We start from the raw sequence: 22599 nt of genomic DNA on the forward strand, positions 1-22599 counted from the left end.
CTTGTAAGCCGTCATCCGGCAATCGTGCAGCCTGATGGCGCTGCGCTTATCAGGCCTACGGGAATGCAGTTCCTGAGATGATTAATTTGTAGGCCGGATAAGGCGTTACGTCGCCATCCGGCAATGCGCTCGTTTCCTTTAACTCCTTGTCAGGCTTTTCTCCATGCCGCTTTTTACCTCCTCTGATAAAGCTCTCTGGCGTCTCGCGCTGCCGATGATTTTTTCTAACATCACCGTCCCCTTACTGGGGCTGGTCGATACGGCGGTGATTGGTCATCTGGACAGCCCGGTTTTCCTGGGCGGTGTGGCGGTGGGCGCGACTGTCACCAGCTTTCTTTTCATGCTGCTGCTATTTCTACGTATGAGCACCACCGGCCTAACGGCGCAGGCATTTGGCGCCAAAAATCCGCAGGCGTTAGCCCGGGCGCTCATTCAACCGTTATTACTGGCGCTGGGCGCTGGCGTGATGATTGTGCTATTTCGCACGCCGCTTATCGAGCTGGCTTTACATATTGTCGGCGGGAACGACGCTGTCCTGGTGCAGGCGAGACGCTTCCTTGAAATTCGTTGGCTAAGCGCTCCCGCGTCACTGGCGAATCTGGTGCTGCTCGGTTGGCTGTTAGGCGTTCAGTATGCGCGGGCGCCGGTTATCTTGTTGGTCGTGGGCAATATCCTCAACATCGCGCTCGACCTGTGGCTGGTGATGGGACTTCATATGAACGTGCAGGGCGCCGCCCTGGCGACGGTCATCGCAGAATATGCCACGTTACTGATCGGCCTCATGATGGTACGTAAAGTTCTCCATCTCCGCGGTGTGTCGCTGGATATGCTAAAACAGGCCTGGCGCGGCAACGTGCGCCGCCTTTTGGCGCTCAATCGCGATATTATGCTGCGCTCATTGCTCCTTCAGCTTTGTTTTGGCGCAATCACGGTGTCAGGCGCGCGGCTGGGCAGCGATATTATCGCGGTAAATGCAGTCCTGATGACCTTACTCACCTTTACGGCCTATGCGCTGGACGGTTTTGCTTATGCGGTGGAGGCGCACTCCGGTCAGGCTTACGGCGCGCGTGACGGTAGCAAGCTACTGGACGTCTGGCGAGCGGCGTGTCGTCAGTCAGGAATTGTGGCCTTGTTGTTTTCTACAGTCTATGCCCTGGCAGGCGAACATATTGTCGCGTTACTGACCTCATTGCCGCAAATACAGCTACTGGCGGATCGGTATCTTATCTGGCAGGTGGTATTACCGCTGGTGGGCGTATGGTGCTATCTGCTCGACGGTATGTTTATTGGCGCGACGCGCGCCGCCGAAATGCGCAATAGCATGGCAGTCGCCGCGGGAGGATTTGCGCTGACGCTCTTCGCCCTGCCGGTATTAGGAAATCATGGTTTATGGCTGGCATTAACCGTGTTCCTGGCGCTTCGCGGTCTGTCGTTGAGCCTTATCTGGCGTCGTCACTGGCGCGAGGGTACATGGTTTGCCAGATCGTGACGGTTAAAAATTCTGAATATAAAACCGAAGGCCGAATTCCTGCCTACAATTATTATCACGTCCAGCAGAAATTGCAGTGCATTTGGGCGAATAACACCTGCTATTCCTAACCGAATGATGAGGACAAGATGATGAATAAAGACGAAGCCGGCGGTAACTGGAAACAGTTTAAAGGTAAAATGAAAGAACAATGGGGCAAACTGACCGATGACGATATGACCGTTATCGAAGGTAAACGCGACCAACTGGTAGGTAAAATCCAGGAGCGTTACGGTTACCAGAAAGATCAGGCGGAAAAAGAGGTTGTTGACTGGGAAACCCGTAACAACTATCGCTGGTAATATGTTTTCTCCTACCAGGAGTACATGGATGTGCTTCCCACTGTTTGCTTATGAATGCGGGCGTGCCCCTCTCTACTGCCGCCCGTTTTTCCGTTCAGGCTAACGCGGTTTTTTCTTCACCAGCACCGAGTGATCGTGACCACAGTCGCCCGGATGGCGACACGCTTCTACTTCTACGCACGCAGGGCACAGACCGTGCGCCTCAATAACGTTATGTCGTAGCGCAAAGCCCATTTTAGCCGCCAGCGTATGCATGATGTCTTCCACGCCCTCGGCACACTCTTCCTTCACCACGCCGCAACGATCGCAGATAAACATGGCCGAGCTGTGTGTTGGCTGGTCGAACAGGTGGCAAACCACGTAACTATTGGTGGATTCCACTTTATGGACAAAACCCTGTTCGAGCAAAAAATCCAGCGCGCGGTAGATGGTGGGCGGTTTGGCCTGTGGTTCCGTTTCGCGCAGCAAATCGAGCAAATCGTATGCGCTGATGGCACCCTGTTGCAGGCTCATCAGGCGCAGCACTTCGAGGCGCTGAGGCGTCAGGCGCACGTTGCGCTGCGCGCAGAGTTTTTCAGCTTGCGCCAGTAACTCTTGCGTTGTGGTCTTTTCCATGTAGCACCTCGAATGGCATGAAAGTCTAATCCGCTACTTTACCACGAGCTGCTTAAAACTCTGAAATTACCCCGCGACAATATATCGCCTGCTAAGCTTTTCCGCGCCAGTATTCTCATCTATACATAATGAGGGTCGATATTATAACAACAGGATTTAACATCACTATTTCACAGCAATGGTTCGCCTCTGTCCGGTAAAGCGTGGCGGAGGGATTACTTCACCTGATAATAAGATGGGCTAACTGTGAACAAAAACGTCAAACTTTCACTGATTGCTATCGCGGTCTCGCTTTTTATGGCAAAGCAGGCGAGCGCCGCCAATACCTGGACGGAAGCGCGTAATGACGCAATGGGCGGGACGGGCGTCGCGTCCGCGAATTATGGCAGCGGAGTACTATTAAATCCGGCGTTACTGGCAAAAGCCAAACCGGAAGACAATATCACTGTTGTCCTTCCTGCGGTCGGCGTCCAGATTACGGATAAAGACAATCTCCAGGATGAAATTGACGATATCAGCGATAAAGTGGATTACTACGATGAGGTCGTCGATAACCTTACGCTGGGGCAAATTCTGCTCAATCCGCGAGGCGTGCTGAATCAATTTCAGGGCGCCGCGCGCGACCTGGCCGATGAGCTGGAATATCTCAACGGAAAAACCGCCCGCGCCAATGCCGGCGCCGGGTTGGCGGTAAGTATTCCAGGGCAAACGCTTTCCGTGGCATTTATCGCCAAAGGTTATGCGCATGGGCGCGTGAGTTCGTCCATTGATCAGAACGATATTCAGTATCTGCGCGATATTCAGCATGATGAACGTGTCGCGCTTCGTGAAGCAGGACGCGCTGCTTTACTGGGGTCTGACGAAATTACAAAGCATTTAAACTCTACCGCGTCGGGGCGGGTAGCGATTGTGTCTGACTACGGTATTGCGCTGGCGAAGCAGTTTGTGGTGGGCGAGGTGCCTGTTTCCATTGGCGTTACGCCAAAACTGCAAAAAACCTGGCTCTATAACTACACCACCTCAATTTATAACTACGACAGTAGCGACTGGAATAGCAGCCGCTATCGCAATGACGATACGGGTTTTAACATTGATGCGGGGCTTGCTGCCGATATCGGTGAAAACTGGACGCTGGGGCTGAGCGGGCAAAATCTGGTATCTCGCGATATCGATACGAAAGATATTTACATCACTAATGGTATGACGGGAGAAACCACCAACTACAAAGATACATACCAAATCCGCCCCCTGGTTACCGCGGGCATCGCATGGCATAACGATTTGCTGACCGTAAGCGCCGATGGCGATCTGACGGAAACGAAAGGCTTTAAGAGCGAAGACAATTCACAGTACGTGGGTGTCGGCGCTGAAGTTCGACCGTTGTCATGGCTGGCGGTGCGCGCAGGGTATCGTGCGGATGTGAAAAATAACGATAGCAATGTGGTTACCGGCGGTCTTGGCTTTGCGCCCTTTAACCGTGTGCATCTCGACTTAATGGGACTGTACGGCGAAGATGAAACCTGGGGGGCAGGCGCGCAGCTTACAATGACATTCTGAGGTGCTTTCACCGGAGGCGCTACGCCTCCGGTTTAGCGTTATGCTATAGTAACGCCCCTTTTTTAACCGGATGCTTATTTATTCGCCATGCAGCCTGAAACCCAGTCCTCCGCTTTTCCTGCTTATCGCTTCTCCATCGCGCCTATGCTCGACTGGACGGACAGACATTGCCGCTATTTCCTGCGTTTGCTGTCTCGCCAGACGCTGCTCTACACCGAAATGGTGACCACGGGCGCGATTATTCACGGTAAGGGTGACTATCTGGCTTATAGCGAAGAAGAGCATCCGGTCGCTCTACAGCTTGGTGGAAGCGATCCAGCTCAGCTTGCGCATTGTGCAAAGCTGGCGGAAGCGCGTGGCTACGATGAAATTAACCTCAACGTAGGGTGCCCCTCCGATCGCGTGCAAAACGGTATGTTTGGCGCCTGTTTGATGGGCAATGCGCAACTGGTCGCCGATTGTGTTAAAGCCATGCGTGATGTCGTCTCGATTCCGGTGACGGTAAAAACCCGCATTGGTATTGACGATCAGGACAGTTATGCGTTTCTGTGTGATTTCATTAATACGGTTTCCGGTCAGGGCGAATGCGAGATGTTTATTATCCATGCGCGCAAAGCTTGGCTTTCTGGCTTAAGCCCGAAAGAAAATCGTGAGATCCCGCCGCTGGATTACCCGCGCGTCTATCAGCTAAAGCGGGATTTTCCGCACCTGACCATGTCCATTAACGGCGGCATCAAATCTCTGGAAGAGGCGAAGGAGCACCTGCGCCATATGGATGGCGTCATGGTTGGCCGCGAAGCTTATCAGAATCCGGGTATACTGGCCGCGGTGGATCGGGAGATCTTTGGCGCCGATACCACCGATGCCGACCCGGTTGCGGTGGTTCGCGCGATGTATCCCTATATTGAGCGTGAATTGAGCCAGGGAGCGTATCTGGGGCATATCACTCGCCATATGCTGGGGTTGTTCCAGGGCATCCCCGGCGCGCGACAGTGGCGTCGCTATCTGAGCGAAAACGCCCATAAAGCTGGCGCGGATGTTGCTGTACTGGAGCAGGCGCTAAAACTGGTGGCAGACAAGCGTTAAAAGTTCGCCAAAAATTAGTCAATCTCACCACGCTCTGTGCAGTCTTGCAGGGCGTTTTCTTTATATATCAAAAACATAAATATTGGCATGATTTTTGTAATAGCTTACCTGACCAGACCCGGTAAGCGTCGTGCCGCCGGGCAATGCCATCTTTATGGGGAACGACTATGCTGGAACTGCTTTTTGTGCTTGGCTTTTTTCTGATGTTAATGGTGACGGGCGTCTCCTTGCTGGGCATTCTGGCCGCGCTGGTTGTAGCGACTGCCGTCATGTTCCTGGGCGGAATGTTCGCCCTGATGATCAAACTGTTACCGTGGCTACTGCTGGCGGTGGCTGTGGTGTGGGTGATCAAAGCAGTAAAAACGCCAAAAATCCCACAGTATCAGCGCAATAACCGTCGGTTTTACTAAGGTATTGAGCGGTTCGTCACAACCTGGAACTTTGCCCTCACAGGCAAATAGGAATCGATTATTAAATCTGTCATGATTGCGCAGGTAACGAATTCATCGCGCTGTACCCTACATACAGCCGAACAAAAAAAGAAAGGGCTTCCCGGGTGGAAGCCCAATTTCTTTGCAGAGCTATTACGGAATCAGCAGGCTTGAGCCCTGTGTGGCCCGGCTTTCCAGCACCTCATGCGCGCGACGGGCATCTTTTAACGCATAGCGTTGATTTTCAGCCACATCGACTTTAATCACGCCGCTGGCAATCAATGAGAACAATTCATTGCTGGCTTCGGTCAGTTCTTCACGCGTCGTAATATACCCCTGTAGTGAAGGTCGCGTGGCATACAGAGAACCTTTCTGATTCAGAATACCTAAATTCACGCCGGTGACGGGGCCGGACGCATTGCCGAAACTGACCATCAGTCCCCGACGTTGCAGGCAGTCCAGTGAGGCTTCCCAGGTATCTTTCCCCACGGAGTCATAGACCACGCGGACTTTTTTGCCGCCGGTGATCTCTTTTACCCGTTCGACAATACTCTCCTCACGGTAATTAATTACCTGCCAGGCGCCAGCGTCCAGCGCCCGCTGCGCTTTTTGCGCGCTACCGACGGTACCGATAAGCTTCGCGCCCAGCGCTTTCGCCCACTGGCAGGCGATCAGACCGACGCCGCCCGCAGCGGCATGAAACAGGAAGGGTTCGTCGGGTTTCACTTCATAGGTTTTGCGCAACAGGTAAAAAACGGTCAACCCCTTGAGAAAAGAGGCTGCCGCCTGTTCGAAGGAAATGGCGTCAGGTAAAATCGCGGCTTTATCTGCGGGGACGTTATGGACGGAACTGTAAGCGCCGAGCGTTGACTGCGCGTAGACGACGCGATCGCCCACGCGAATGTGCTCCACGCCGTTGCCGACTTTACTGACCACACCCGCAGCTTCGGTTCCCAGGCCCGCAGGCAACGACGGGGGCGGATAGAGTCCGCTACGGATATAGGTGTCGATGAAGTTGATACCAATGGCTTTGTTCTCAACCTGGATTTCGTGTTCCGCCGGTTCCGTTGGCGTAAACTCCACGGTCTGAAGCACTTCCGGACCACCATGCTTGTGAAATTCAATACGCGTTGCCATGCTTCCTCCAAAAGAAATGTGGTAATCTTTCGACCCAATCACTATCTCGGTAACTCCATTCACTATGGCAGGAAATAAACCCTTCAACAAACCACAGACTGATGCCCGCGACCGCGATCCGCAGGTTGCCGGGATAAAAGTGCCGCCGCACTCGATTGAAGCGGAACAGTCGGTGTTGGGCGGTTTAATGCTGGATAACGAGCGCTGGGACGATGTGGCCGAGCGCGTGGTGGCGGAAGATTTCTATACCCGCCCGCATCGCCATATCTTTACAGAGATGGGGCGCTTGCAGGAAAGCGGCAGTCCTATCGACCTGATTACGCTCGCGGAATCGCTGGAGCGGCAGGGCCAACTGGACAGCGTCGGCGGCTTCGCCTATCTGGCGGAGCTGTCTAAAAATACGCCAAGCGCGGCGAACATCAGTGCTTATGCGGACATTGTGCGCGAACGCGCCGTGGTCCGCGATATGATCGCGGTGGCGCATGAAATTGCGGACGCCGGTTACGATCCACAGGGGCGCAATAGCGACGAACTGCTGGATCTGGCGGAGTCGCGCGTCTTCCAGATCGCGGAAAACCGGGCCAACAAAGACGAAGGTCCGAAAAGCATCGACCAGATCCTCGACGCTACCGTGGCGCGTATTGAGCAGTTGTTCCAGCAACCGCACGATGGCGTTACAGGCGTGGATACCGGCTATCAGGATCTCAATAAAAAGACGGCAGGGTTACAGCGTTCGGATTTGATTATCGTCGCGGCGCGTCCCTCCATGGGTAAAACCACTTTTGCGATGAACCTCTGCGAAAATGCGGCGATGTTGCAGGATAAACCGGTACTGATCTTCAGCCTGGAGATGCCCGGCGAACAGATCATGATGCGTATGCTGGCCTCGCTGTCCCGCGTCGATCAGACACGTATTCGTACCGGTCAACTCGATGATGAAGACTGGGCGCGAATCTCCGGCACGATGGGCATTCTGCTGGAAAAACGCAATATGTATATTGACGACTCCTCAGGTCTTACGCCGACAGAAGTCCGTTCGCGCGCGCGGCGTATTTTCCGCGAACATGGCGGGTTAAGTCTGATTATGATCGACTACCTGCAATTGATGCGTGTGCCGTCGCTTTCTGATAACCGTACTCTGGAAATCGCCGAAATTTCTCGCTCGTTGAAAGCGCTGGCGAAGGAACTCCAGGTGCCGGTCGTGGCGCTATCGCAGCTTAACCGCTCCCTGGAACAACGCGCGGATAAACGTCCGGTGAACTCCGACCTGCGTGAATCCGGCTCTATTGAACAGGATGCCGACTTAATTATGTTTATCTACCGTGATGAGGTTTATCACGAGAACAGCGACTTAAAAGGCATTGCTGAAATTATTATTGGTAAGCAACGTAACGGTCCTATCGGTACGGTTCGTCTGACGTTCAATGGTCAGTGGTCGCGCTTCGATAACTATGCGGGACCGCAATACGATGATGAGTAACTCTCCGTCATTCTTTTAACAAGGAATTCAAATGCAAGCGGCAACAGTCGTCATTAACCGCCGCGCTCTGCGACACAACCTGCAACGTCTGCGTGAACTGGCGCCTGCCAGTAAGCTGGTTGCGGTGGTGAAAGCGAACGCTTATGGACACGGTCTTCTGGAGACCGCGCGAACGCTCCCTGATGCTGACGCTTTTGGCGTGGCGCGTCTTGAAGAGGCTCTACGTCTGCGAGCGGGCGGGATCACGCAGCCTATCCTGCTGCTGGAGGGTTTTTTCGACGCCGCCGATTTGCCTACCATTTCCGCGCAATGTCTGCATACCGCCGTACATAATCAGGAGCAGCTTGCCGCCCTGGAGGCGGTGGAGCTGGCGGAGCCGGTAACGGTCTGGATGAAACTGGATACCGGTATGCATCGTCTCGGCGTGCGTCCCGAAGAGGCGGAAGCGTTCTACCAGCGTCTGACGCACTGTAAAAATGTACGCCAGCCGGTGAATATCGTCAGCCATTTTGCCCGTGCGGATGAGCCGGAATGCGGCGCTACCGAACATCAGCTCGACATTTTTAATGCCTTCTGTCAGGGTAAACCCGGTCAGCGCTCTATTGCCGCGTCTGGCGGTATTCTGCTGTGGCCGCAGTCTCACTTTGACTGGGCGCGTCCGGGCATCATTTTGTATGGCGTATCGCCGCTGGAACACAAACCCTGGGGGCCGGATTTTGGTTTTCAGCCGGTGATGTCCTTAACCTCCAGTTTGATCGCGGTGCGTGACCACAAAGCGGGCGAACCGGTGGGCTACGGCGGGACATGGGTAAGTGAGCGCGACACGCGCCTGGGCGTGGTGGCTATGGGGTATGGCGATGGCTACCCACGAGCGGCGCCTTCCGGTACGCCAGTACTGGTCAATGGCCGTGAAGTCCCGATTGTCGGGCGGGTGGCGATGGATATGATTTGCGTGGATTTGGGGCCAAACGCGCAGGATAACGCGGGCGATCCGGTGGTCTTATGGGGTGAAGGTCTGCCGGTTGAACGTATCGCTGAAATGACAAAAGTAAGTGCTTACGAACTTATCACGCGCCTGACCTCAAGGGTGGCGATGAAGTATATTGATTAAATACGCGGCGGGCCGGGTGGCGCTTGCGCTTATCCGGCTTGTATCGCGCATTGGCTGTAGGCCGGATAAGACGTTCACGCCGCTATCCGGTAATATGCGCATCCACCACAACATCCTCTCGATCTTCTCGTCCTTCCGGTTTATTGTGTTATTTCCTGCCCTCTGTAAACCTGGAGAACCATCGCGTGTTTCAAAAAGTTGACGCCTATGCCGGCGATCCGATTCTTTCACTGATGGAGCGTTTTAAGGACGACTCCCGTCACGACAAAGTGAATCTGAGCATTGGCCTGTATTACAACGAAGACGGGATTATCCCACAGCTTAAAACGGTGGCCGAAGCCGAAGCCCGGCTTAACGCGCAGCCGCATGGCGCTTCGCTGTACCTGCCGATGGAAGGACTCAATACTTATCGCCATACTATCGCGCCTTTGCTCTTTGGCGCCGATCACCCGGTTCTTCAGCAACAGCGCGTGGCCACTATCCAGACATTAGGCGGCTCCGGCGCGCTGAAAGTAGGCGCGGATTTCCTTAAGCGTTATTTCCCCGACGCAGGCGTATGGGTGAGCGACCCCACCTGGGAAAACCATATTGCGATATTTGCCGGGGCAGGATTCGAAGTGAGTACTTACCCCTGGTATGACGACGCGACTAACGGCATCCGTTTTAACGATCTGCTGGCCACGCTGAATACGTTACCTGCGCGCAGTATCGTGTTGCTGCACCCCTGTTGTCACAACCCGACCGGGGCGGATTTAACGCCTTCGCAATGGGATGCGGTGATTGAAATAGTGAAAGCGCGCGATCTGATTCCGTTCCTTGATATTGCCTATCAGGGGTTTGGCGCAGGCATGGACGAGGATGCTTACGCTATTCGCGCCATTGCCAGCGCCGGGTTACCTGCGTTAGTCAGTAATTCTTTTTCGAAGATTTTCTCGCTGTACGGCGAGCGCGTCGGCGGCCTGTCCGTGGTGTGTGAAGATGCTGAAATTGCCGCGCGGGTTCTGGGACAGCTAAAAGCGACGGTGCGCCGAATTTACTCCAGTCCGCCGTGTTTCGGCGCTCAGGTGGTCGCTACGGTCCTGGGCGATGAGGCGTTAAAAGCGGGCTGGCTGGCGGAAGTCGACGCGATGCGTAACCGCATTATATCGATGCGCCAGACGCTGGTGAAGGAGCTGAAGGCGGAGATGCCTGACCGCAACTTTGATTACTTGTTACAGCAGCGCGGTATGTTCAGCTATACCGGGTTAAGCGAGGAGCAGGTCGAGCGGTTGCGCGATGAGTTTGGCGTTTACCTGATTGCCAGTGGCCGCATGTGTGTCGCCGGGCTTAATGCTTCAAATGTACACCGCGTGGCGAAGGCATTTGCCGCTGTCATGTAATATTCAGGCCGGACGGCGATAACAGTGCCCTCCGGTCTGACAATAGCTGTTGTGATCATCCTCTTTTTTCGTAACAAAACCGCAGATAATCCTTCCTTTTGACCGTTACTGGCGTTATGGTCAGATAGTTTTTTGAGCAAAGACTCATCTTAATAATTATAATATTTTGAATTTTAAGGGAAAAGCATGAAAAAAATAACCCTGGCGCTGAGTGCCGTCTGTTTGTTGTTTACGCTAAACCATTCCGCGAATGCGTTAGTATCTTCCCCTTCGACGCTCAATCCGGGCACTAATGTTGCAAAACTCGCGGAACAAGCGCCTGTCCATTGGGTCTCTGTCGCCCAGATTGAAAACAGCCTCACCGGACGCCCGCCGATGGCGGTCGGCTTTGATATTGACGACACCGTGTTATTTTCCAGCCCCGGATTCTGGCGCGGAAAGAAAACCTATTCCCCGGACAGCGACGATTATCTGAAAAATCCGGCCTTTTGGGAAAAAATGAACAACGGCTGGGATGAGTTCAGTATTCCAAAAGAAGTGGCCCGACAGCTCATTGATATGCATGTTCGCCGTGGCGACAGTATTTACTTTGTCACTGGTCGTAGTCAGACGAAAACGGAAACCGTGTCGAAAACGCTGGCGGATAACTTCCATATTCCGGCGGCGAATATGAATCCGGTGATTTTCGCCGGCGATAAACCGGAACAAAATACGAAAGTACAGTGGCTGCAGGAGAAGAACATGCGTATCTTCTACGGCGATTCGGATAACGATATTACCGCGGCCCGTGATTGTGGTATCCGCGGTATTCGCATCCTGCGCGCGGCTAACTCCACCTACAAACCGCTGCCGCAGGCAGGAGCGTTTGGCGAGGAAGTCATTGTCAACTCGGAGTACTAAAAATCAGGAGAGCGTCAGGCTCTCCTTTTTTGCATGATTTTTGCACAAACTTGCCCCGCTGGCTTTTACCTTTTCCAGACTTGCTGCACACTATTCAGGAGACGTTTGTTTTTAGGAAGGAGCAGCCTATGTGGTATCAGCGCACCATTACACTGAGCGAGAAGCCGCGCGGGTTTCATCTGATAACAGATGAAATTATCGATAAATTGTCTGGCTTACCGCCTGTCGAAACGGGTTTGCTGCATCTGTTGTTGCTACATACCTCGGCCTCGCTGACGTTAAACGAAAACTGCGATCCCACCGTGCGCGCTGATATGGAGCGCCATTTCCTGAAAACCGTTCCCAATAATGCGGCGTATGAACATGATTACGAAGGCGCGGATGACATGCCTTCGCATATTAAGTCGTCAGTATTGGGCGTCTCGTTGCTGCTGCCTGTACGCCAGGGGCGTTTACAGTTAGGAACATGGCAAGGTATCTGGTTGGGAGAGCACCGTATTCACGGCGGTCCACGTAAAATCATCGCGACACTACAAGGGGAATGATAATGACCATTTCGGAATTACTGCAATACTGCATGGCAAAACCTGGCGCAGAGCAGAGCGTCCACAGCGACTGGAAAGCGACGCAAATTAAAGTGGAAGATGTACTTTTCGCGATGGTAAAAGAAGTTGAAGGACGCCCGGCAGCCTCTCTCAAAACCAGCCCGGAACTGGCAGAGTTGTTACGTCAGCAGCACAGCGATGTACGACCGAGTCGGCACCTTAATAAAGCGCACTGGAGCACGGTCTATCTGGACGGATCGCTGCCGGATTCACAACTCTATTATCTGGTCGATGCCTCTTATCAACAGGCGGTAAATGCGCTGCCGGAAGATAAACGCAAGCAGTTGCCGCAGTCCTGATTATAGCGCGCCGACCAACAACGCCAGGGCGATATCAATGAGGCGGATGACCGTAGACCGGATACGGCTGCCGAGGGCGATTTGCGCATTATTGGCGCGTAGCCTGGCGAGGTCCCGCTGTCCTTCCAGCAGAATAATCATATCGTCGTCGTCCAGCCAGCCGCGAGCATGTTCCTGAAGCGCGCGGGCGATAAACGCGGCGGACTCGCGTATACCGTCGTCGCTGTCTTCTCTTGCCTGCTTATACGCCTGGATAAACTCGGCAATCGCCGAGGAGGCTACAGGATGTTCGGCCCGGGCGGTGGTCATCAGGTAATGTATTTCGTTAATAGACGCCATTTTCTTCTCCCTGAGTACAGCGGGCGCCCCAATGCAGGCACTCACCCTGTATGGCTAATTTCCAGACCTGATTATTTTGCTGTTGGTATCTCTCAGCCTGGATGTAAGTAAGTGGTTGCTTACGTTGTATAACCCGCGCATAAAGACGCAAATAGTGATTTTTCAGCAGCGCCAGATTTTCGAGTCGGTGTTTATCCCCACCTTGACGGGCGACCCGCTCAGCCTGAAAAAATGTCTGGCGGATATCGCGGTCATCCTTGAGCAGTGTCTCTTTTTGCCACGGTATTCGCGCCGCGTCCTGCAGGAAGCGGGTTGAGCGCGCTTGTAATAGCGTCAGTTGTTGAAAAGCCACGGCGCTAAAGCGGTCAGGCAGCGTACAGGCGGATAAAAACAGGCACAGCAGTAGTGTGATTGCGTAGGGCAACTTCATGGTGTTTTCCATAACAGACCGTTTGCGCTATCACATGTCAGAGCGAGGCGGCACGCAAATCACAAATGCTCAACACGGATACAATGAGGTGGGATGAGGAAAAATGATGCCGCTTCCCGGCGAATCGGAAAGCGGCGTGAAGGTTATTTGAGCATAGGTTTAAGGAAGCGGGCGGTATGCGACGCCTCGCACTCCGCCACGGTTTCCGGCGTACCGGAGACGAGAATTTCGCCGCCGCCGCTGCCGCCTTCCGGGCCGAGGTCGACAATCCAGTCCGCCGTTTTAATGACGTCCAGGTTGTGTTCGATCACCACGATGGTGTTGCCCTGATCGCGCAACTGATGCAGAACGTCAAGCAACTGCTGAATATCGGCAAAGTGCAGGCCGGTGGTCGGCTCGTCGAGAATATACAGCGTCTGCCCGGTGCCGCGCTTCGACAGTTCGCGCGCCAGCTTCACGCGCTGGGCCTCGCCGCCGGAAAGCGTCGTCGCCGACTGACCAAGACGGATATAGGTCAGCCCCACGTCCATCAGCGTCTGCAGCTTACGCGCCAGCGCCGGAACCGCATCAAAGAACTCACGCGCTTCTTCAATGGTCATATCCAGCACTTCGTGGATGGTCTTGCCTTTGTACTTAATCTCCAGCGTTTCCCGGTTATAGCGCTTGCCTTTGCACTGGTCGCACGGCACGTAAATATCCGGCAGAAAGTGCATTTCGACTTTAATGACGCCATCGCCCTGGCACGCTTCGCAGCGACCGCCGCGCACGTTGAAGCTGAATCGCCCTGGCGTATAGCCGCGCGCGCGAGACTCCGGCACGCCAGCAAAAAGCTCGCGAACCGGGGTAAAGACGCCCGTATAGGTCGCCGGGTTGGAACGCGGGGTGCGCCCGATCGGGCTCTGGTCGATATCGATCACTTTATCGAAATGTTCCAGCCCCTGAATATCCCGATACGGCGCCGGTTCGGCGATAGTCGCCCCGTTTAACTGACGCTGGGCGATGGGGAACAGCGTATCGTTAATCAGCGTTGATTTACCGGAACCCGAGACGCCGGTGATACAGGTAAACAGCCCTACCGGTAGCGTAAGGGTCACATCTTTCAGGTTATTGCCGCGCGCGCCGGTGAGTTTGAGCACTTTTTCTGGATTTGCCGGCACGCGTTGTTTCGGCACTTCAATTTTGCGTTTACCGCTCATGTACTGGCCGGTCAGTGATTCCGGTACCGCCATAATGGCTTCCAGCGGGCCTTCAGCCACCACCTCGCCGCCGTGAACGCCCGCGCCGGGGCCAATATCAATCACATGGTCGGCGGCGCGGATGGCGTCTTCATCGTGCTCCACCACAATCACGGTATTGCCAAGATTGCGCAGATGAATCAGCGTACCCAGCAGCCGTTCGTTATCGCGCTGGTGCAGACCGATGGACGGCTCATCCAGCACATACATCACGCCGACTAACCCGGCGCCTATCTGGCTCGCCAGACGAATACGCTGGGCTTCGCCGCCGGAAAGCGTCTCTGCCGAGCGGGAGAGCGTGAGATAGTTCAGGCCGACGTTCACCAGAAACTTGAGGCGATCGCCGATCTCTTTTAGCACTTTTTCGGCGATTTTCGCTCGTTGCCCGGAAAGCTTGAGATTAGTGAAAAAATCCATCGCATGGCCAATGCTCATATCGGAAATAGCAGGCAGCGGCGTATTTTCCACAAATACATGGCGCGCTTCGCGATTCAGTCGCGTTCCTTCACAGCTGGTGCAGGGGCGATTACTGATGAACTTCGCCAGCTCTTCGCGCACCGCGCTGGATTCCGTCTCTTTATAACGGCGCTCCATATTATGCAGCACGCCTTCGAACGGATGGCGGCGCACGGAGGTATCGCCGCGATCGTTCATATATTTAAATTCAATGTTCTCTTTGCCGGAACCGTACAGCACGACTTTATGTACGTTGGCGCTGAGGCTTGCCCACGGCGCATCTACGTCGAACTTATAGTGTTCCGCCAGCGACTTGAGCATTTGAAAGTAGTAAAAATTGCGACGATCCCAACCACGAATCGCGCCGCCTGCCAGCGACAGGTCGGGATTCTGGATCACGCGGTCCGGATCGAAATATTGCTGAACGCCGAGGCCGTCACAGGTCGGGCAGGCGCCTGCCGGGTTGTTGAACGAGAACAGACGCGGTTCCAGCTCGCGCATACTGTAGCCGCAAATCGGACAGGCAAAATTGGCGGAGAACAGAAGCTCCTCCGCTTTCTCATCGTCCATATCGGCAACAACCGCCGTGCCGCCGGATAATTCCAGCGCCGTTTCGAACGACTCCGCCAGGCGTTGGGAAAGATCGTTACGAACTTTGAAGCGATCGATCACCACCTCAATGGTATGTTTCTTTTGCAGCTCCAGCTTCGGCGGATCGGAGAGATCGCAGACTTCGCCGTCAATACGGGCGCGAATGTAACCCTGGCTTGCCAGATTTTCCAGCGTTTTGGTGTGTTCGCCTTTACGCTCTTTAATAATCGGCGCCAGCAGCATCAGACGTTTGCCTTCCGGCTGTGACAGTACGTTATCGACCATCTGGCTAACGGTTTGCGCCGCCAGCGGCACGTCATGGTCCGGACAACGCGGCTCGCCCACGCGGGCAAACAGCAGGCGCAGGTAGTCGTGGATCTCGGTAATAGTACCCACCGTAGAGCGCGGGTTGTGCGATGTCGATTTCTGTTCAATTGAGATCGCGGGCGATAGCCCCTCAATATGGTCGACATCCGGTTTTTCCATGAGCGACAAAAACTGCCGCGCGTAAGCGGAGAGCGATTCAACGTAACGACGCTGCCCTTCGGCATACAGAGTGTCGAAAGCCAGTGAGGATTTGCCTGAACCCGAAAGCCCGGTCACGACAATCAGTTTGTCGCGGGGGATGACGAGGTTAATATTTTTGAGATTATGGGTGCGGGCGCCCCGAACTTCGATCTTATCCATTCACCTTTCCCGGTAGAGACTCGGATGCCTGGTTTGTTTGAAGGACAAACGGCAGAAACGGCTAATTATGACACAATTTAACCTGTTTGAATATACAGTATTGGAATGCATCTTCAGCTAAAGTATGCAACAATATGAGGTTCGCGCGAGTGACCTGGAACCTGCATCGCAGCTATTAAAATGCTACGTGGAAATGGTACACTCACGCGTTTACACTATTTATGAAACGTATTCAGGAGACTCAATTATGGCCAGCAGAGGCGTAAACAAGGTGATTCTCGTTGGTAATCTGGGCCAGGACCCGGAAGTACGCTATATGCCAAGTGGCGGCGCTGTCGCCAACTTAACGCTGGCTACTTCTGAATCCTGGCGCGATAAGCAGACCGGCGAAATGAAAGAGCAGACTGAATGGCACCGGGTGGTGATGTTCGGCAAACTGGCGGAAGTGGCCGGCGAATATCTGCGTAAAGGTTCTCAGGTGTATATCGAAGGTCAATTGCGTACCCGCAAGTGGACCGATCAGAGTGGCCAGGAACGCTATACGACTGAAATTAACGTTCCGCAGATCGGCGGCGTAATGCAGATGCTGGGTGGTCGCCAGGGCGGCGGCGCACCGGCAGGCGGTCAGCAGCAGGGGGGTTGGGGTCAGCCGCAACAACCTCAGCAGCCGCAGGGCGGCAACCAGTTCAGCGGCGGCGCGCAGTCGCGTCCACAGCAATCCGCGCCAGCGCCGTCTAACGAACCGCCAATGGATTTTGACGACGACATTCCGTTCTGATTTTTGGTAAAAAACTCAAAGCGTTATTTGCATTTTCGCTATAGCTCTCGTCTGCTGAAATGCCTGGTGTAAACCAGGTATTTTCTTACCTGGTATTATTGTCTTTGTATCCCTTTCAAAAAAGAGAAGCGCATATCTTACGGAAAAATGTCGCTTATCGCCTCTGGCCGACTCGCCTCGGCACATCGTTATCCAGCCGAAGTTCATAAATGTACTGCAATAACCCGGATTGTCTTAAATATGAAAGAGAAATCTCATCTGCAAAATATATAATTTATAGCCATTTTTTGACAACAAAAAGATATTATAAAATAACGTTAGAGAATGGTCGGTATTATCAATAGTTAATTAAATGTTTGCTTTAGCTTGTGATGAGCTCAAATATGATATGTGCATCTTGATTTATTTTTAATTGCTGAATATAAAATTGTTACTTATAGCTAGCTTTATATAAAAAATGGTTTTATTTATGTGTTTTTTTACGCAATTCTGATTTTTTACTCCCCACTTATTATATTTTTAATGATTTAAGTTATATTGAAGTCCCTATGACCCTATGTTTTAATTGTGAAAACTCATTTTATCCTCTGGAGGCAAATTTATTAAATACGTATGGTTATAACGCGTATTAAAAAGAAATATGTCCTTAAAATGATTTAGAGTTTCAATGATTAGCTAACAAATATATTTATCGGCGAGTGGTTTTAATTTGCTGATGACTATTTTTTATTTATGAGCTGAGAGCTTATGCGATACCTATTATTGGGGAAGATATAGTTAGTGCAATAATTGATGTCTACCTAATTAAAAAATGAAGAGTGTTTTTAATTAAAGCACTCATCTTTGTTGTGGGCGCATAAAAATGGCGTCATTGTTTTTATTTTTCTGATTACGAGATGTAGGAAAACTGAAATCTATAAAGCGTATTGGTAGCAGGAAGCCAAGGGCGGTAGCGTTCACTTTCTGAATAAGTTGAGCATCCTTTATCCTTTCTAATCCACAAAAACATTTTATTCACAATGTAATATCAGGAGACAACATGGAAGACGAAAGTAATCCGTGGCCTAGTTTTGTTGATACATTCTCTACGGTATTGTGCATTTTTATATTTCTTATGTTGGTGTTTGCACTTAATAATATGATTATTATGTATGACAACTCAATTAAAGTTTATAAAGCAAATATAGAGAATAAGACTAAATCTACTGCTCAAAATAACGGAGCCAATGACAATTCAAATGCTAATGAAATAGTTAATAAGGAAGTGAATACACAAGATGTATCGGACGGAATTACTACAATGTCAGGTAAGGAGGTTGGAGTATACGATATCGCCGATGGTCAGAAAACTGATATAACATCTACAAAAAATGAGCTTGTTATTACGTATCATGGCAGGCTGAGAAGCTTTTCAGAAGAGGATACTCATAAAATAAAGGCTTGGTTAGAAGACAAAATCAATAGTAATTTATTGATAGAAATGGTTATTCCTCAGGCAGACATCTCTTTCTCTGACTCTTTACGACTGGGATATGAACGGGGAATTATTTTGATGAAAGAGATCAAGAAAATATATCCTGATGTAGTTATTGACATGAGTGTTAATTCCGCAGCATCAAGTACAACGAGTAAAGCTATTATCACGACTATTAATAAAAAGGTGTCAGAGTGAAATATATAAATCATTACCGTTATTTGTTTGTCTGTTTTTTCCTTGCCATACTCCCTTTTTTCGCTTTATCTTTTCCCGGTATAAGAGAGTATGTTTTTGATAACTTCATGGTTTCTGCAATTTACAATGGAGTCATTATTGCCATTTATATTACAGGTTCTTTGTGTGCATTATTCACTATTCTTAAAAATATTTCAGCAAAAGACATATTAATAGCTCAGGACGCCAGTAGAAAAAATAGCATTCTTTCTAACCTCAATCAGGTTTTGTTTGCCGGGGAGCCCAAACAGTGTGATTTCAATTTACTGATGGAATTAGATGACAATGTGTCTACCGCCCGTAATCAACGATTGTCATTTATTATGAGCTGTAGCAATGTGTCGACGCTTGTTGGCCTGTTGGGGACGTTTGCGGGTCTGTCTATTACGATTGGTTCAATCGGGAACTTATTGAGCTCGCCATCAGATGTTGGCGGTGATAATGCAAGTAATACACTCAATATGATCGTGACAATGGTAGCGTCGCTTTCTGAACCATTGAAAGGGATGAATACCGCATTTGTATCTTCTATCTATGGTGTTGTTTGCGCCATACTCCTGACCTCACAAAGTGTTTTTGTTCGCAGCTCCTATTCCCTTGTTTCTACGGAAATCAAAAAATTAAAAATCATAAGCAACAGATCCAATAATAAACAGCGAAGCCTGCGGGTTGAATCAGAGACGCTTGTAGAATTTAAAGAGTTGTTTAAAGCGTTTTTTGATAACTACCTGACAGTTGAAAACTTACGGACGCAGGATGAAGAAAAGAAACGAGAGATGCTATCAGATAGCTTTGTCACTTTGCAAAACCGACTATTGGATAACTCAGCAAAACTGGAACAAATTTCTACGCTGATTGATGGTTATCTGGTAAGCAGTAACGAAAATCTCAAAAAATTATCTGACGGTGTAATAACAGTTACCTCTCGTTTATCTGAAGGTAATATCCTGCTTGCTGATAATAATGCACGACTGGAGGCAATGAGTACAATACAAAATATTATAGATAAAAAGAATGATTCAATAATGGCATCAGTTGATAAATGTTATCAGGAATCTCTTTCACATGGTAAGACCATAAACGATATTGCCGCTGGCAGTGCCGATATTTCTCATACTCTCGATGGGCTGAGAAAAGAAATGGATGAGGATATGAACAATGTTCATTTAGCGCTATCCGATCTATCGGCTACTGATAAAAAGATTATTGCCAATACTAAAGAGATTAGTGCTGAAATGGTTAGCTACCGTGATACCTATATGCCATTAATGGAAAAAATAACATCTATGCATCAGGAAATAGTAAAGCAACGTTTGTTAAACAAGGAGGAAAAAAATGAAGATTAAGATGTTTTTTCTGACGACTGCTTTTATTACACAAAGCACATACGCCAGCGAGCTTCCGGTCATTCCTCTAAGAGATTTAGTTAATGCCGCATTAACGCATCAGCCCTCTGTTGCTGTTTCATATTATGAGACTGAAAAGAAAAACAGTGACTTAGATCTTTCACGGGCAGCACTTTATCCTACCCTGGATCTAACATCTGGCCTTAATAATAACAGGAAAGAGTCATCAGGTACCGAGAGAAACGTTGAAAATAAGGTGTCTTTATCATACCGAATAACGGATTTTGGAGTGAGGGGGGCTAATATCAGGAAATCTGAATATGAAAGAGATAATAGTAAAACTGACTATGAAAAAACAAAGAATATAGTGTCTCAGGAGGTTGTGACAACCTATTACAACATCAGTAAATATCGTGAAATGATTGATGGCGTAAATCTGGAGAAAGAGTTTTATAAAAAGATGCTGGAAACTTTTTCGCTGCTGGTATCTTCCGGTGTAGCTATGCAATCTGATATGCGTAAAGTACAAGTATCTATCGATGCATTAAATACCAGAAGCATTATGTATCAGTCGATGTTGGATGATGAAATGTATAAAATGCAGAATATGACTGGTCTGAATTTATCACCAGATCAGATTCAAAGCGATGAAAAATTCAACCTCTTCAAAAAATATATCTTTGTCGAAAGTCCTGAAAAACTTATGGACATGGTGATGAAATACAACGATGACTATAAGATGCTTGTCAATACCCGAAAAGCCGCGACCGAAGATATTAATGCCGCAAAATCATCCTATTTTCCGACTGTAGATCTCGTGTCCAGCTATGTACAGAATAATCCGAGCGGTAGTGCCAAAAAAAGTGATTATGAAGATGAATTTAAAACGGGTGTCAATGTCAGTTTCAACATTTTTAATGGGTTCAGAAATTCAGCCCAGGAAAGAAAAATGGTGGCAAGTTACTCGCAGGCTAAGCTGCAAATTGACGATTTTTTGATTAAAACGCGTTATAACATTGATTCACAACTTTCAAGATACGCCGCTGCAAAAGAGACTTACTCAGTGGCGGAACGTTCACATACAAACGCGTTACAGCTTACTGAATTATATGAGCAGGAGTTTCAGTTAGGGCAAAAAAGTTTGCTTGATTTAATTTCAAGCCGTAATGAAGCATTTCAGGCATATGTAAGCATGATCGACAGCAAATATAGCCTGTATATTTTAAAGTTACAGCAGCTCTCATTGATTTTTCATTTAATGGATTATTTAAAAGGAAATACTGAAAGTGAGTTAAATGGAATGAAATGAATAGAAGACAAAGCGATCATCTCATGATGATAATTATTTCTTTGACGATCTTAATTATTATCCTTACCTACTTTATAGAAATTAATTCAGTGGTTCATGGTCAGGGCGTTATCACTACTAAAGATAATGCTCAGTTAATATCTCTTTCTAAAGGAGGAACGATACAAGATATTTATGTGGCCGAGGGTGATACTGTAAAAAAAGGAGAACTCCTTGCAAAGGTCGTTAACCTTGATCTGCAAAAAGAATATCAAAGGTATAGAACTCAAAAAGGGTATCTGGATAAAGATGTTAACGAAATATCTTTCATTCTTGATAAAGAAAGTGAGAGTGGGTTGATTACCCTGGATGGCACCCGTTCTTTAAGCAATAAAGAGGTAAAAGCGAATATTGAATTAGTGCATAGTCAGATAAGAGCTAAAGAGTTAAAAAAAACCTCTCTTGATTCTGAGATTAGCGGATTACAAGAGAAGCTGAGTTCGAAAGAAAAAGAACTAGCATTGCTTGCCGAAGAAATAAATATTCTTTCCCCACTGGTAAAAAAAGGAATTAGCCCATATACCAATTTTCTTAACAAGAAACAGGCGTATATAAAAGTTAAGTCTGAAATTAATGATATTGAAAGTAGTATCACTTTAAAAAAAGATGATATTGAGCTGGTTGTTAATGATATTGAGGCGCTTAATAATGAATTGCGACTATCTTTATCTAAAATAATATCTAAAAATCTTCAGGAACTTGAGGTTGTTAACTCTACATTAAAAGTAATAGAGAAGCAGATAAATGAGGAGGATATCTATTCACCGGTTGACGGTGTGATTTATAAAATCAATAAAAGTGCCACTACTCATGGTGGTGTGATCCAGGCGGCGGACTTACTTTTTGAAATAAAACCAAAAGTAAGGACTATGCTGGCCGATGTGAAAATATTACCCAAATACCGTGACCAAATATATGTAGATGAAGCCGTTAAGCTGGATGTCCAGTCAATTATCCAACCAAAGATAAAATCGTATAATGCGACTATCGATAATATTAGCCCTGATTCTTATGAGGAAAATACCGGAGGAACAATTCAGCGTTATTATAAAGTAATTATTGCATTCGATGTTAATGAAGATGATTTACGGTGGTTAAAACCAGGTATGACTGTTGACGCCAGTGTAATTACCGGAAAACACAGCATTATGGAATACCTGTTGTCTCCCTTGATGAAAGGCGTGGACAAAGCCTTTTCAGAACCAGTTAATACTAAACGATTAGATACACCTTGAGAGTGAATATAAT

At 49.5% G+C, this 22599-nt stretch carries 22 protein-coding genes; 17 read left to right on the top strand and 5 right to left on the bottom strand.

Translation table 11 applies throughout. The features are described 5' to 3' along the window. Positions 1–163 precede the first annotated feature (163 nt). The 3 genes from dinF to ACLD4F_RS15355 are packed head-to-tail and all read left to right on the top strand — an operon-like array spanning position 164 to position 1830. Entirely contained in the window at positions 164–1489 is a 1326-nt protein-coding gene (gene dinF, locus ACLD4F_RS15345; protein WP_023228822.1) for an MATE family efflux transporter DinF, read from the top strand. Beyond that, the gene (locus tag ACLD4F_RS15350) at positions 1486–1599 is read left to right on the top strand and encodes a hypothetical protein (RefSeq protein WP_001575282.1); all 114 of its coding nucleotides are present in this window, start codon (positions 1486–1488) and stop codon (positions 1597–1599) included. Before dinF ends, ACLD4F_RS15350 begins: the two co-directional genes overlap by 4 nt. Before the next feature lie 21 nt (positions 1600–1620). Continuing rightward, positions 1621–1830, top strand: a complete 210-nt coding sequence (locus ACLD4F_RS15355; RefSeq protein WP_001030592.1) for a CsbD family protein — start codon at positions 1621–1623, stop codon at positions 1828–1830. Positions 1831–1929: 99 nt separating this feature from the next. Here the strand turns inward: ACLD4F_RS15355 and zur are convergent, their stop codons facing one another. Beyond that, the gene (zur, locus tag ACLD4F_RS15360) at positions 1930–2445 is read right to left on the bottom strand and encodes a zinc uptake transcriptional repressor Zur (protein ID WP_000416271.1); all 516 of its coding nucleotides are present in this window, start codon (positions 2443–2445) and stop codon (positions 1930–1932) included. A 246-nt stretch (positions 2446–2691) separates the two neighbouring features. Here zur and ACLD4F_RS15365 point away from each other — a divergent pair, with 246 nt between their 5' ends. The 3 genes from ACLD4F_RS15365 (at position 2692) to pspG (ending at position 5498) form a co-directional block, all read left to right on the top strand. Then, positions 2692–4002 carry a conjugal transfer protein TraF gene (locus ACLD4F_RS15365; protein WP_001039335.1) on the top strand — a complete coding sequence of 437 codons (1311 nt, stop codon included), beginning with the start codon at positions 2692–2694 and terminating at the stop codon, positions 4000–4002. Positions 4003–4089: 87 nt separating this feature from the next. Next, positions 4090–5088 (top strand): tRNA dihydrouridine(20/20a) synthase DusA, encoded by a 999-nt coding sequence (gene dusA, locus ACLD4F_RS15370; RefSeq protein WP_001825318.1) that lies wholly within the window; start codon positions 4090–4092, stop codon positions 5086–5088. 167 nt (positions 5089–5255) lie between these two features. Then, positions 5256–5498 carry an envelope stress response protein PspG gene (gene pspG, locus ACLD4F_RS15375; protein ID WP_000891414.1) on the top strand — a complete coding sequence of 81 codons (243 nt, stop codon included), beginning with the start codon at positions 5256–5258 and terminating at the stop codon, positions 5496–5498. 174 nt (positions 5499–5672) lie between these two features. Here pspG and ACLD4F_RS15380 read toward each other — a convergent pair whose 3' ends face one another. Continuing rightward, a complete protein-coding gene (locus tag ACLD4F_RS15380; protein WP_000235555.1) occupies positions 5673–6656 on the bottom strand; it encodes a quinone oxidoreductase in 984 nt (327 codons plus the stop codon). A 64-nt stretch (positions 6657–6720) separates the two neighbouring features. Between ACLD4F_RS15380 and dnaB the strand changes: the two genes are divergently transcribed. From dnaB to ACLD4F_RS15410, 6 genes are all read left to right on the top strand, one after another. Then, positions 6721–8136 (top strand): replicative DNA helicase, encoded by a 1416-nt coding sequence (gene dnaB / locus ACLD4F_RS15385; protein ID WP_000918353.1) that lies wholly within the window; start codon positions 6721–6723, stop codon positions 8134–8136. Between the two features lie 31 nt (positions 8137–8167). Then, positions 8168–9247 carry an alanine racemase gene (gene alr / locus ACLD4F_RS15390; protein WP_001147297.1) on the top strand — a complete coding sequence of 360 codons (1080 nt, stop codon included), beginning with the start codon at positions 8168–8170 and terminating at the stop codon, positions 9245–9247. 185 nt (positions 9248–9432) lie between these two features. Next, positions 9433–10626 (top strand): aromatic amino acid transaminase, encoded by a 1194-nt coding sequence (gene tyrB / locus ACLD4F_RS15395; RefSeq protein WP_000486910.1) that lies wholly within the window; start codon positions 9433–9435, stop codon positions 10624–10626. A 186-nt stretch (positions 10627–10812) separates the two neighbouring features. Next, the gene (gene aphA, locus ACLD4F_RS15400) at positions 10813–11526 is read left to right on the top strand and encodes an acid phosphatase AphA (protein ID WP_000724435.1); all 714 of its coding nucleotides are present in this window, start codon (positions 10813–10815) and stop codon (positions 11524–11526) included. Positions 11527–11654: 128 nt separating this feature from the next. After that, positions 11655–12071 (top strand): secondary thiamine-phosphate synthase enzyme YjbQ, encoded by a 417-nt coding sequence (locus tag ACLD4F_RS15405; RefSeq protein WP_079944713.1) that lies wholly within the window; start codon positions 11655–11657, stop codon positions 12069–12071. Between the two features lie 2 nt (positions 12072–12073). Beyond that, complete coding sequence (locus tag ACLD4F_RS15410) at positions 12074–12430, top strand: MmcQ/YjbR family DNA-binding protein (RefSeq protein WP_000155665.1); 357 nt, start codon at positions 12074–12076, stop codon at positions 12428–12430. On the opposite strand, the gene ACLD4F_RS15415 is transcribed toward ACLD4F_RS15410, so the two are convergent. The 3 genes from ACLD4F_RS15415 to uvrA all read right to left on the bottom strand — a co-directional run bounded on the left by ACLD4F_RS15415 (position 12431) and on the right by uvrA (position 16168). Continuing rightward, the gene (locus ACLD4F_RS15415) at positions 12431–12769 is read right to left on the bottom strand and encodes a hypothetical protein (RefSeq protein ID WP_000146597.1); all 339 of its coding nucleotides are present in this window, start codon (positions 12767–12769) and stop codon (positions 12431–12433) included. It lies immediately after the preceding gene. Continuing rightward, complete coding sequence (locus ACLD4F_RS15420) at positions 12756–13211, bottom strand: hypothetical protein (RefSeq protein ID WP_000432214.1); 456 nt, start codon at positions 13209–13211, stop codon at positions 12756–12758. The genes ACLD4F_RS15415 and ACLD4F_RS15420 overlap by 14 nt, the downstream gene beginning before the upstream one ends. Before the next feature lie 131 nt (positions 13212–13342). Then, complete coding sequence (uvrA, locus tag ACLD4F_RS15425; RefSeq protein ID WP_411010914.1) at positions 13343–16168, bottom strand: excinuclease ABC subunit UvrA; 2826 nt, start codon at positions 16166–16168, stop codon at positions 13343–13345. Positions 16169–16415: 247 nt separating this feature from the next. Here uvrA and ssb1 point away from each other — a divergent pair, with 247 nt between their 5' ends. The 5 genes from ssb1 to siiD all read left to right on the top strand — a co-directional run bounded on the left by ssb1 (position 16416) and on the right by siiD (position 22586). Then, the gene (gene ssb1, locus ACLD4F_RS15430; protein ID WP_000168322.1) at positions 16416–16946 is read left to right on the top strand and encodes a single-stranded DNA-binding protein SSB1; all 531 of its coding nucleotides are present in this window, start codon (positions 16416–16418) and stop codon (positions 16944–16946) included. Between the two features lie 1039 nt (positions 16947–17985). Then, a complete protein-coding gene (siiA, locus tag ACLD4F_RS15435) occupies positions 17986–18618 on the top strand; it encodes an SPI-4 type I secretion system auxiliary protein SiiA (protein WP_079944715.1) in 633 nt (210 codons plus the stop codon). Beyond that, on the top strand, positions 18615–20003 hold the full coding sequence (locus tag ACLD4F_RS15440; protein ID WP_079944716.1) for a MotA/TolQ/ExbB proton channel family protein: 1389 nt from the start codon (positions 18615–18617) through the stop codon (positions 20001–20003). Before siiA ends, ACLD4F_RS15440 begins: the two co-directional genes overlap by 4 nt. Next, the gene (gene siiC / locus ACLD4F_RS15445; protein WP_079944717.1) at positions 19993–21312 is read left to right on the top strand and encodes an SPI-4 type I secretion system protein SiiC; all 1320 of its coding nucleotides are present in this window, start codon (positions 19993–19995) and stop codon (positions 21310–21312) included. The genes ACLD4F_RS15440 and siiC overlap by 11 nt, the downstream gene beginning before the upstream one ends. After that, complete coding sequence (gene siiD, locus ACLD4F_RS15450) at positions 21309–22586, top strand: SPI-4 type I secretion system protein SiiD (RefSeq protein ID WP_023262289.1); 1278 nt, start codon at positions 21309–21311, stop codon at positions 22584–22586. The genes siiC and siiD overlap by 4 nt, the downstream gene beginning before the upstream one ends. Positions 22587–22599: the final 13 nt, after the last annotated feature.

Source organism: Salmonella sp. 741265050_HSA, from assembly GCF_046569445.1.
GTDB classification, from domain to species: Bacteria; Pseudomonadota; Gammaproteobacteria; order Enterobacterales; family Enterobacteriaceae; genus Salmonella; species Salmonella enterica.

Bases quoted from the DNA above. Each gene is read 5' to 3' on its own strand.
- dinF (WP_023228822.1), top strand. From the start codon at position 164: ATGCCGCTTTTTACCTCCTCTGATAAAGCTCTCTGGCGTCTCGCGCTG.
- aphA (WP_000724435.1), top strand. From the start codon at position 10,813: ATGAAAAAAATAACCCTGGCGCTGAGTGCCGTCTGTTTGTTGTTTACG.
- dusA (WP_001825318.1), top strand. From the start codon at position 4,090: ATGCAGCCTGAAACCCAGTCCTCCGCTTTTCCTGCTTATCGCTTCTCC.
- pspG (WP_000891414.1), top strand. From the start codon at position 5,256: ATGCTGGAACTGCTTTTTGTGCTTGGCTTTTTTCTGATGTTAATGGTG.
- ACLD4F_RS15355 (WP_001030592.1), top strand. From the start codon at position 1,621: ATGAATAAAGACGAAGCCGGCGGTAACTGGAAACAGTTTAAAGGTAAA.
- alr (WP_001147297.1), top strand. From the start codon at position 8,168: ATGCAAGCGGCAACAGTCGTCATTAACCGCCGCGCTCTGCGACACAAC.
- ACLD4F_RS15380 (WP_000235555.1), bottom strand. From the start codon at position 6,656: ATGGCAACGCGTATTGAATTTCACAAGCATGGTGGTCCGGAAGTGCTT.
- ACLD4F_RS15410 (WP_000155665.1), top strand. From the start codon at position 12,074: ATGACCATTTCGGAATTACTGCAATACTGCATGGCAAAACCTGGCGCA.
- ssb1 (WP_000168322.1), top strand. From the start codon at position 16,416: ATGGCCAGCAGAGGCGTAAACAAGGTGATTCTCGTTGGTAATCTGGGC.
- ACLD4F_RS15415 (WP_000146597.1), bottom strand. From the start codon at position 12,769: ATGGCGTCTATTAACGAAATACATTACCTGATGACCACCGCCCGGGCC.
- zur (WP_000416271.1), bottom strand. From the start codon at position 2,445: ATGGAAAAGACCACAACGCAAGAGTTACTGGCGCAAGCTGAAAAACTC.
- uvrA (WP_411010914.1), bottom strand. From the start codon at position 16,168: ATGGATAAGATCGAAGTTCGGGGCGCCCGCACCCATAATCTCAAAAAT.
- ACLD4F_RS15405 (WP_079944713.1), top strand. From the start codon at position 11,655: ATGTGGTATCAGCGCACCATTACACTGAGCGAGAAGCCGCGCGGGTTT.
- ACLD4F_RS15420 (WP_000432214.1), bottom strand. From the start codon at position 13,211: ATGGAAAACACCATGAAGTTGCCCTACGCAATCACACTACTGCTGTGC.
- siiD (WP_023262289.1), top strand. From the start codon at position 21,309: ATGAATAGAAGACAAAGCGATCATCTCATGATGATAATTATTTCTTTG.
- dnaB (WP_000918353.1), top strand. From the start codon at position 6,721: ATGGCAGGAAATAAACCCTTCAACAAACCACAGACTGATGCCCGCGAC.
- siiC (WP_079944717.1), top strand. From the start codon at position 19,993: ATGAAGATTAAGATGTTTTTTCTGACGACTGCTTTTATTACACAAAGC.
- siiA (WP_079944715.1), top strand. From the start codon at position 17,986: ATGGAAGACGAAAGTAATCCGTGGCCTAGTTTTGTTGATACATTCTCT.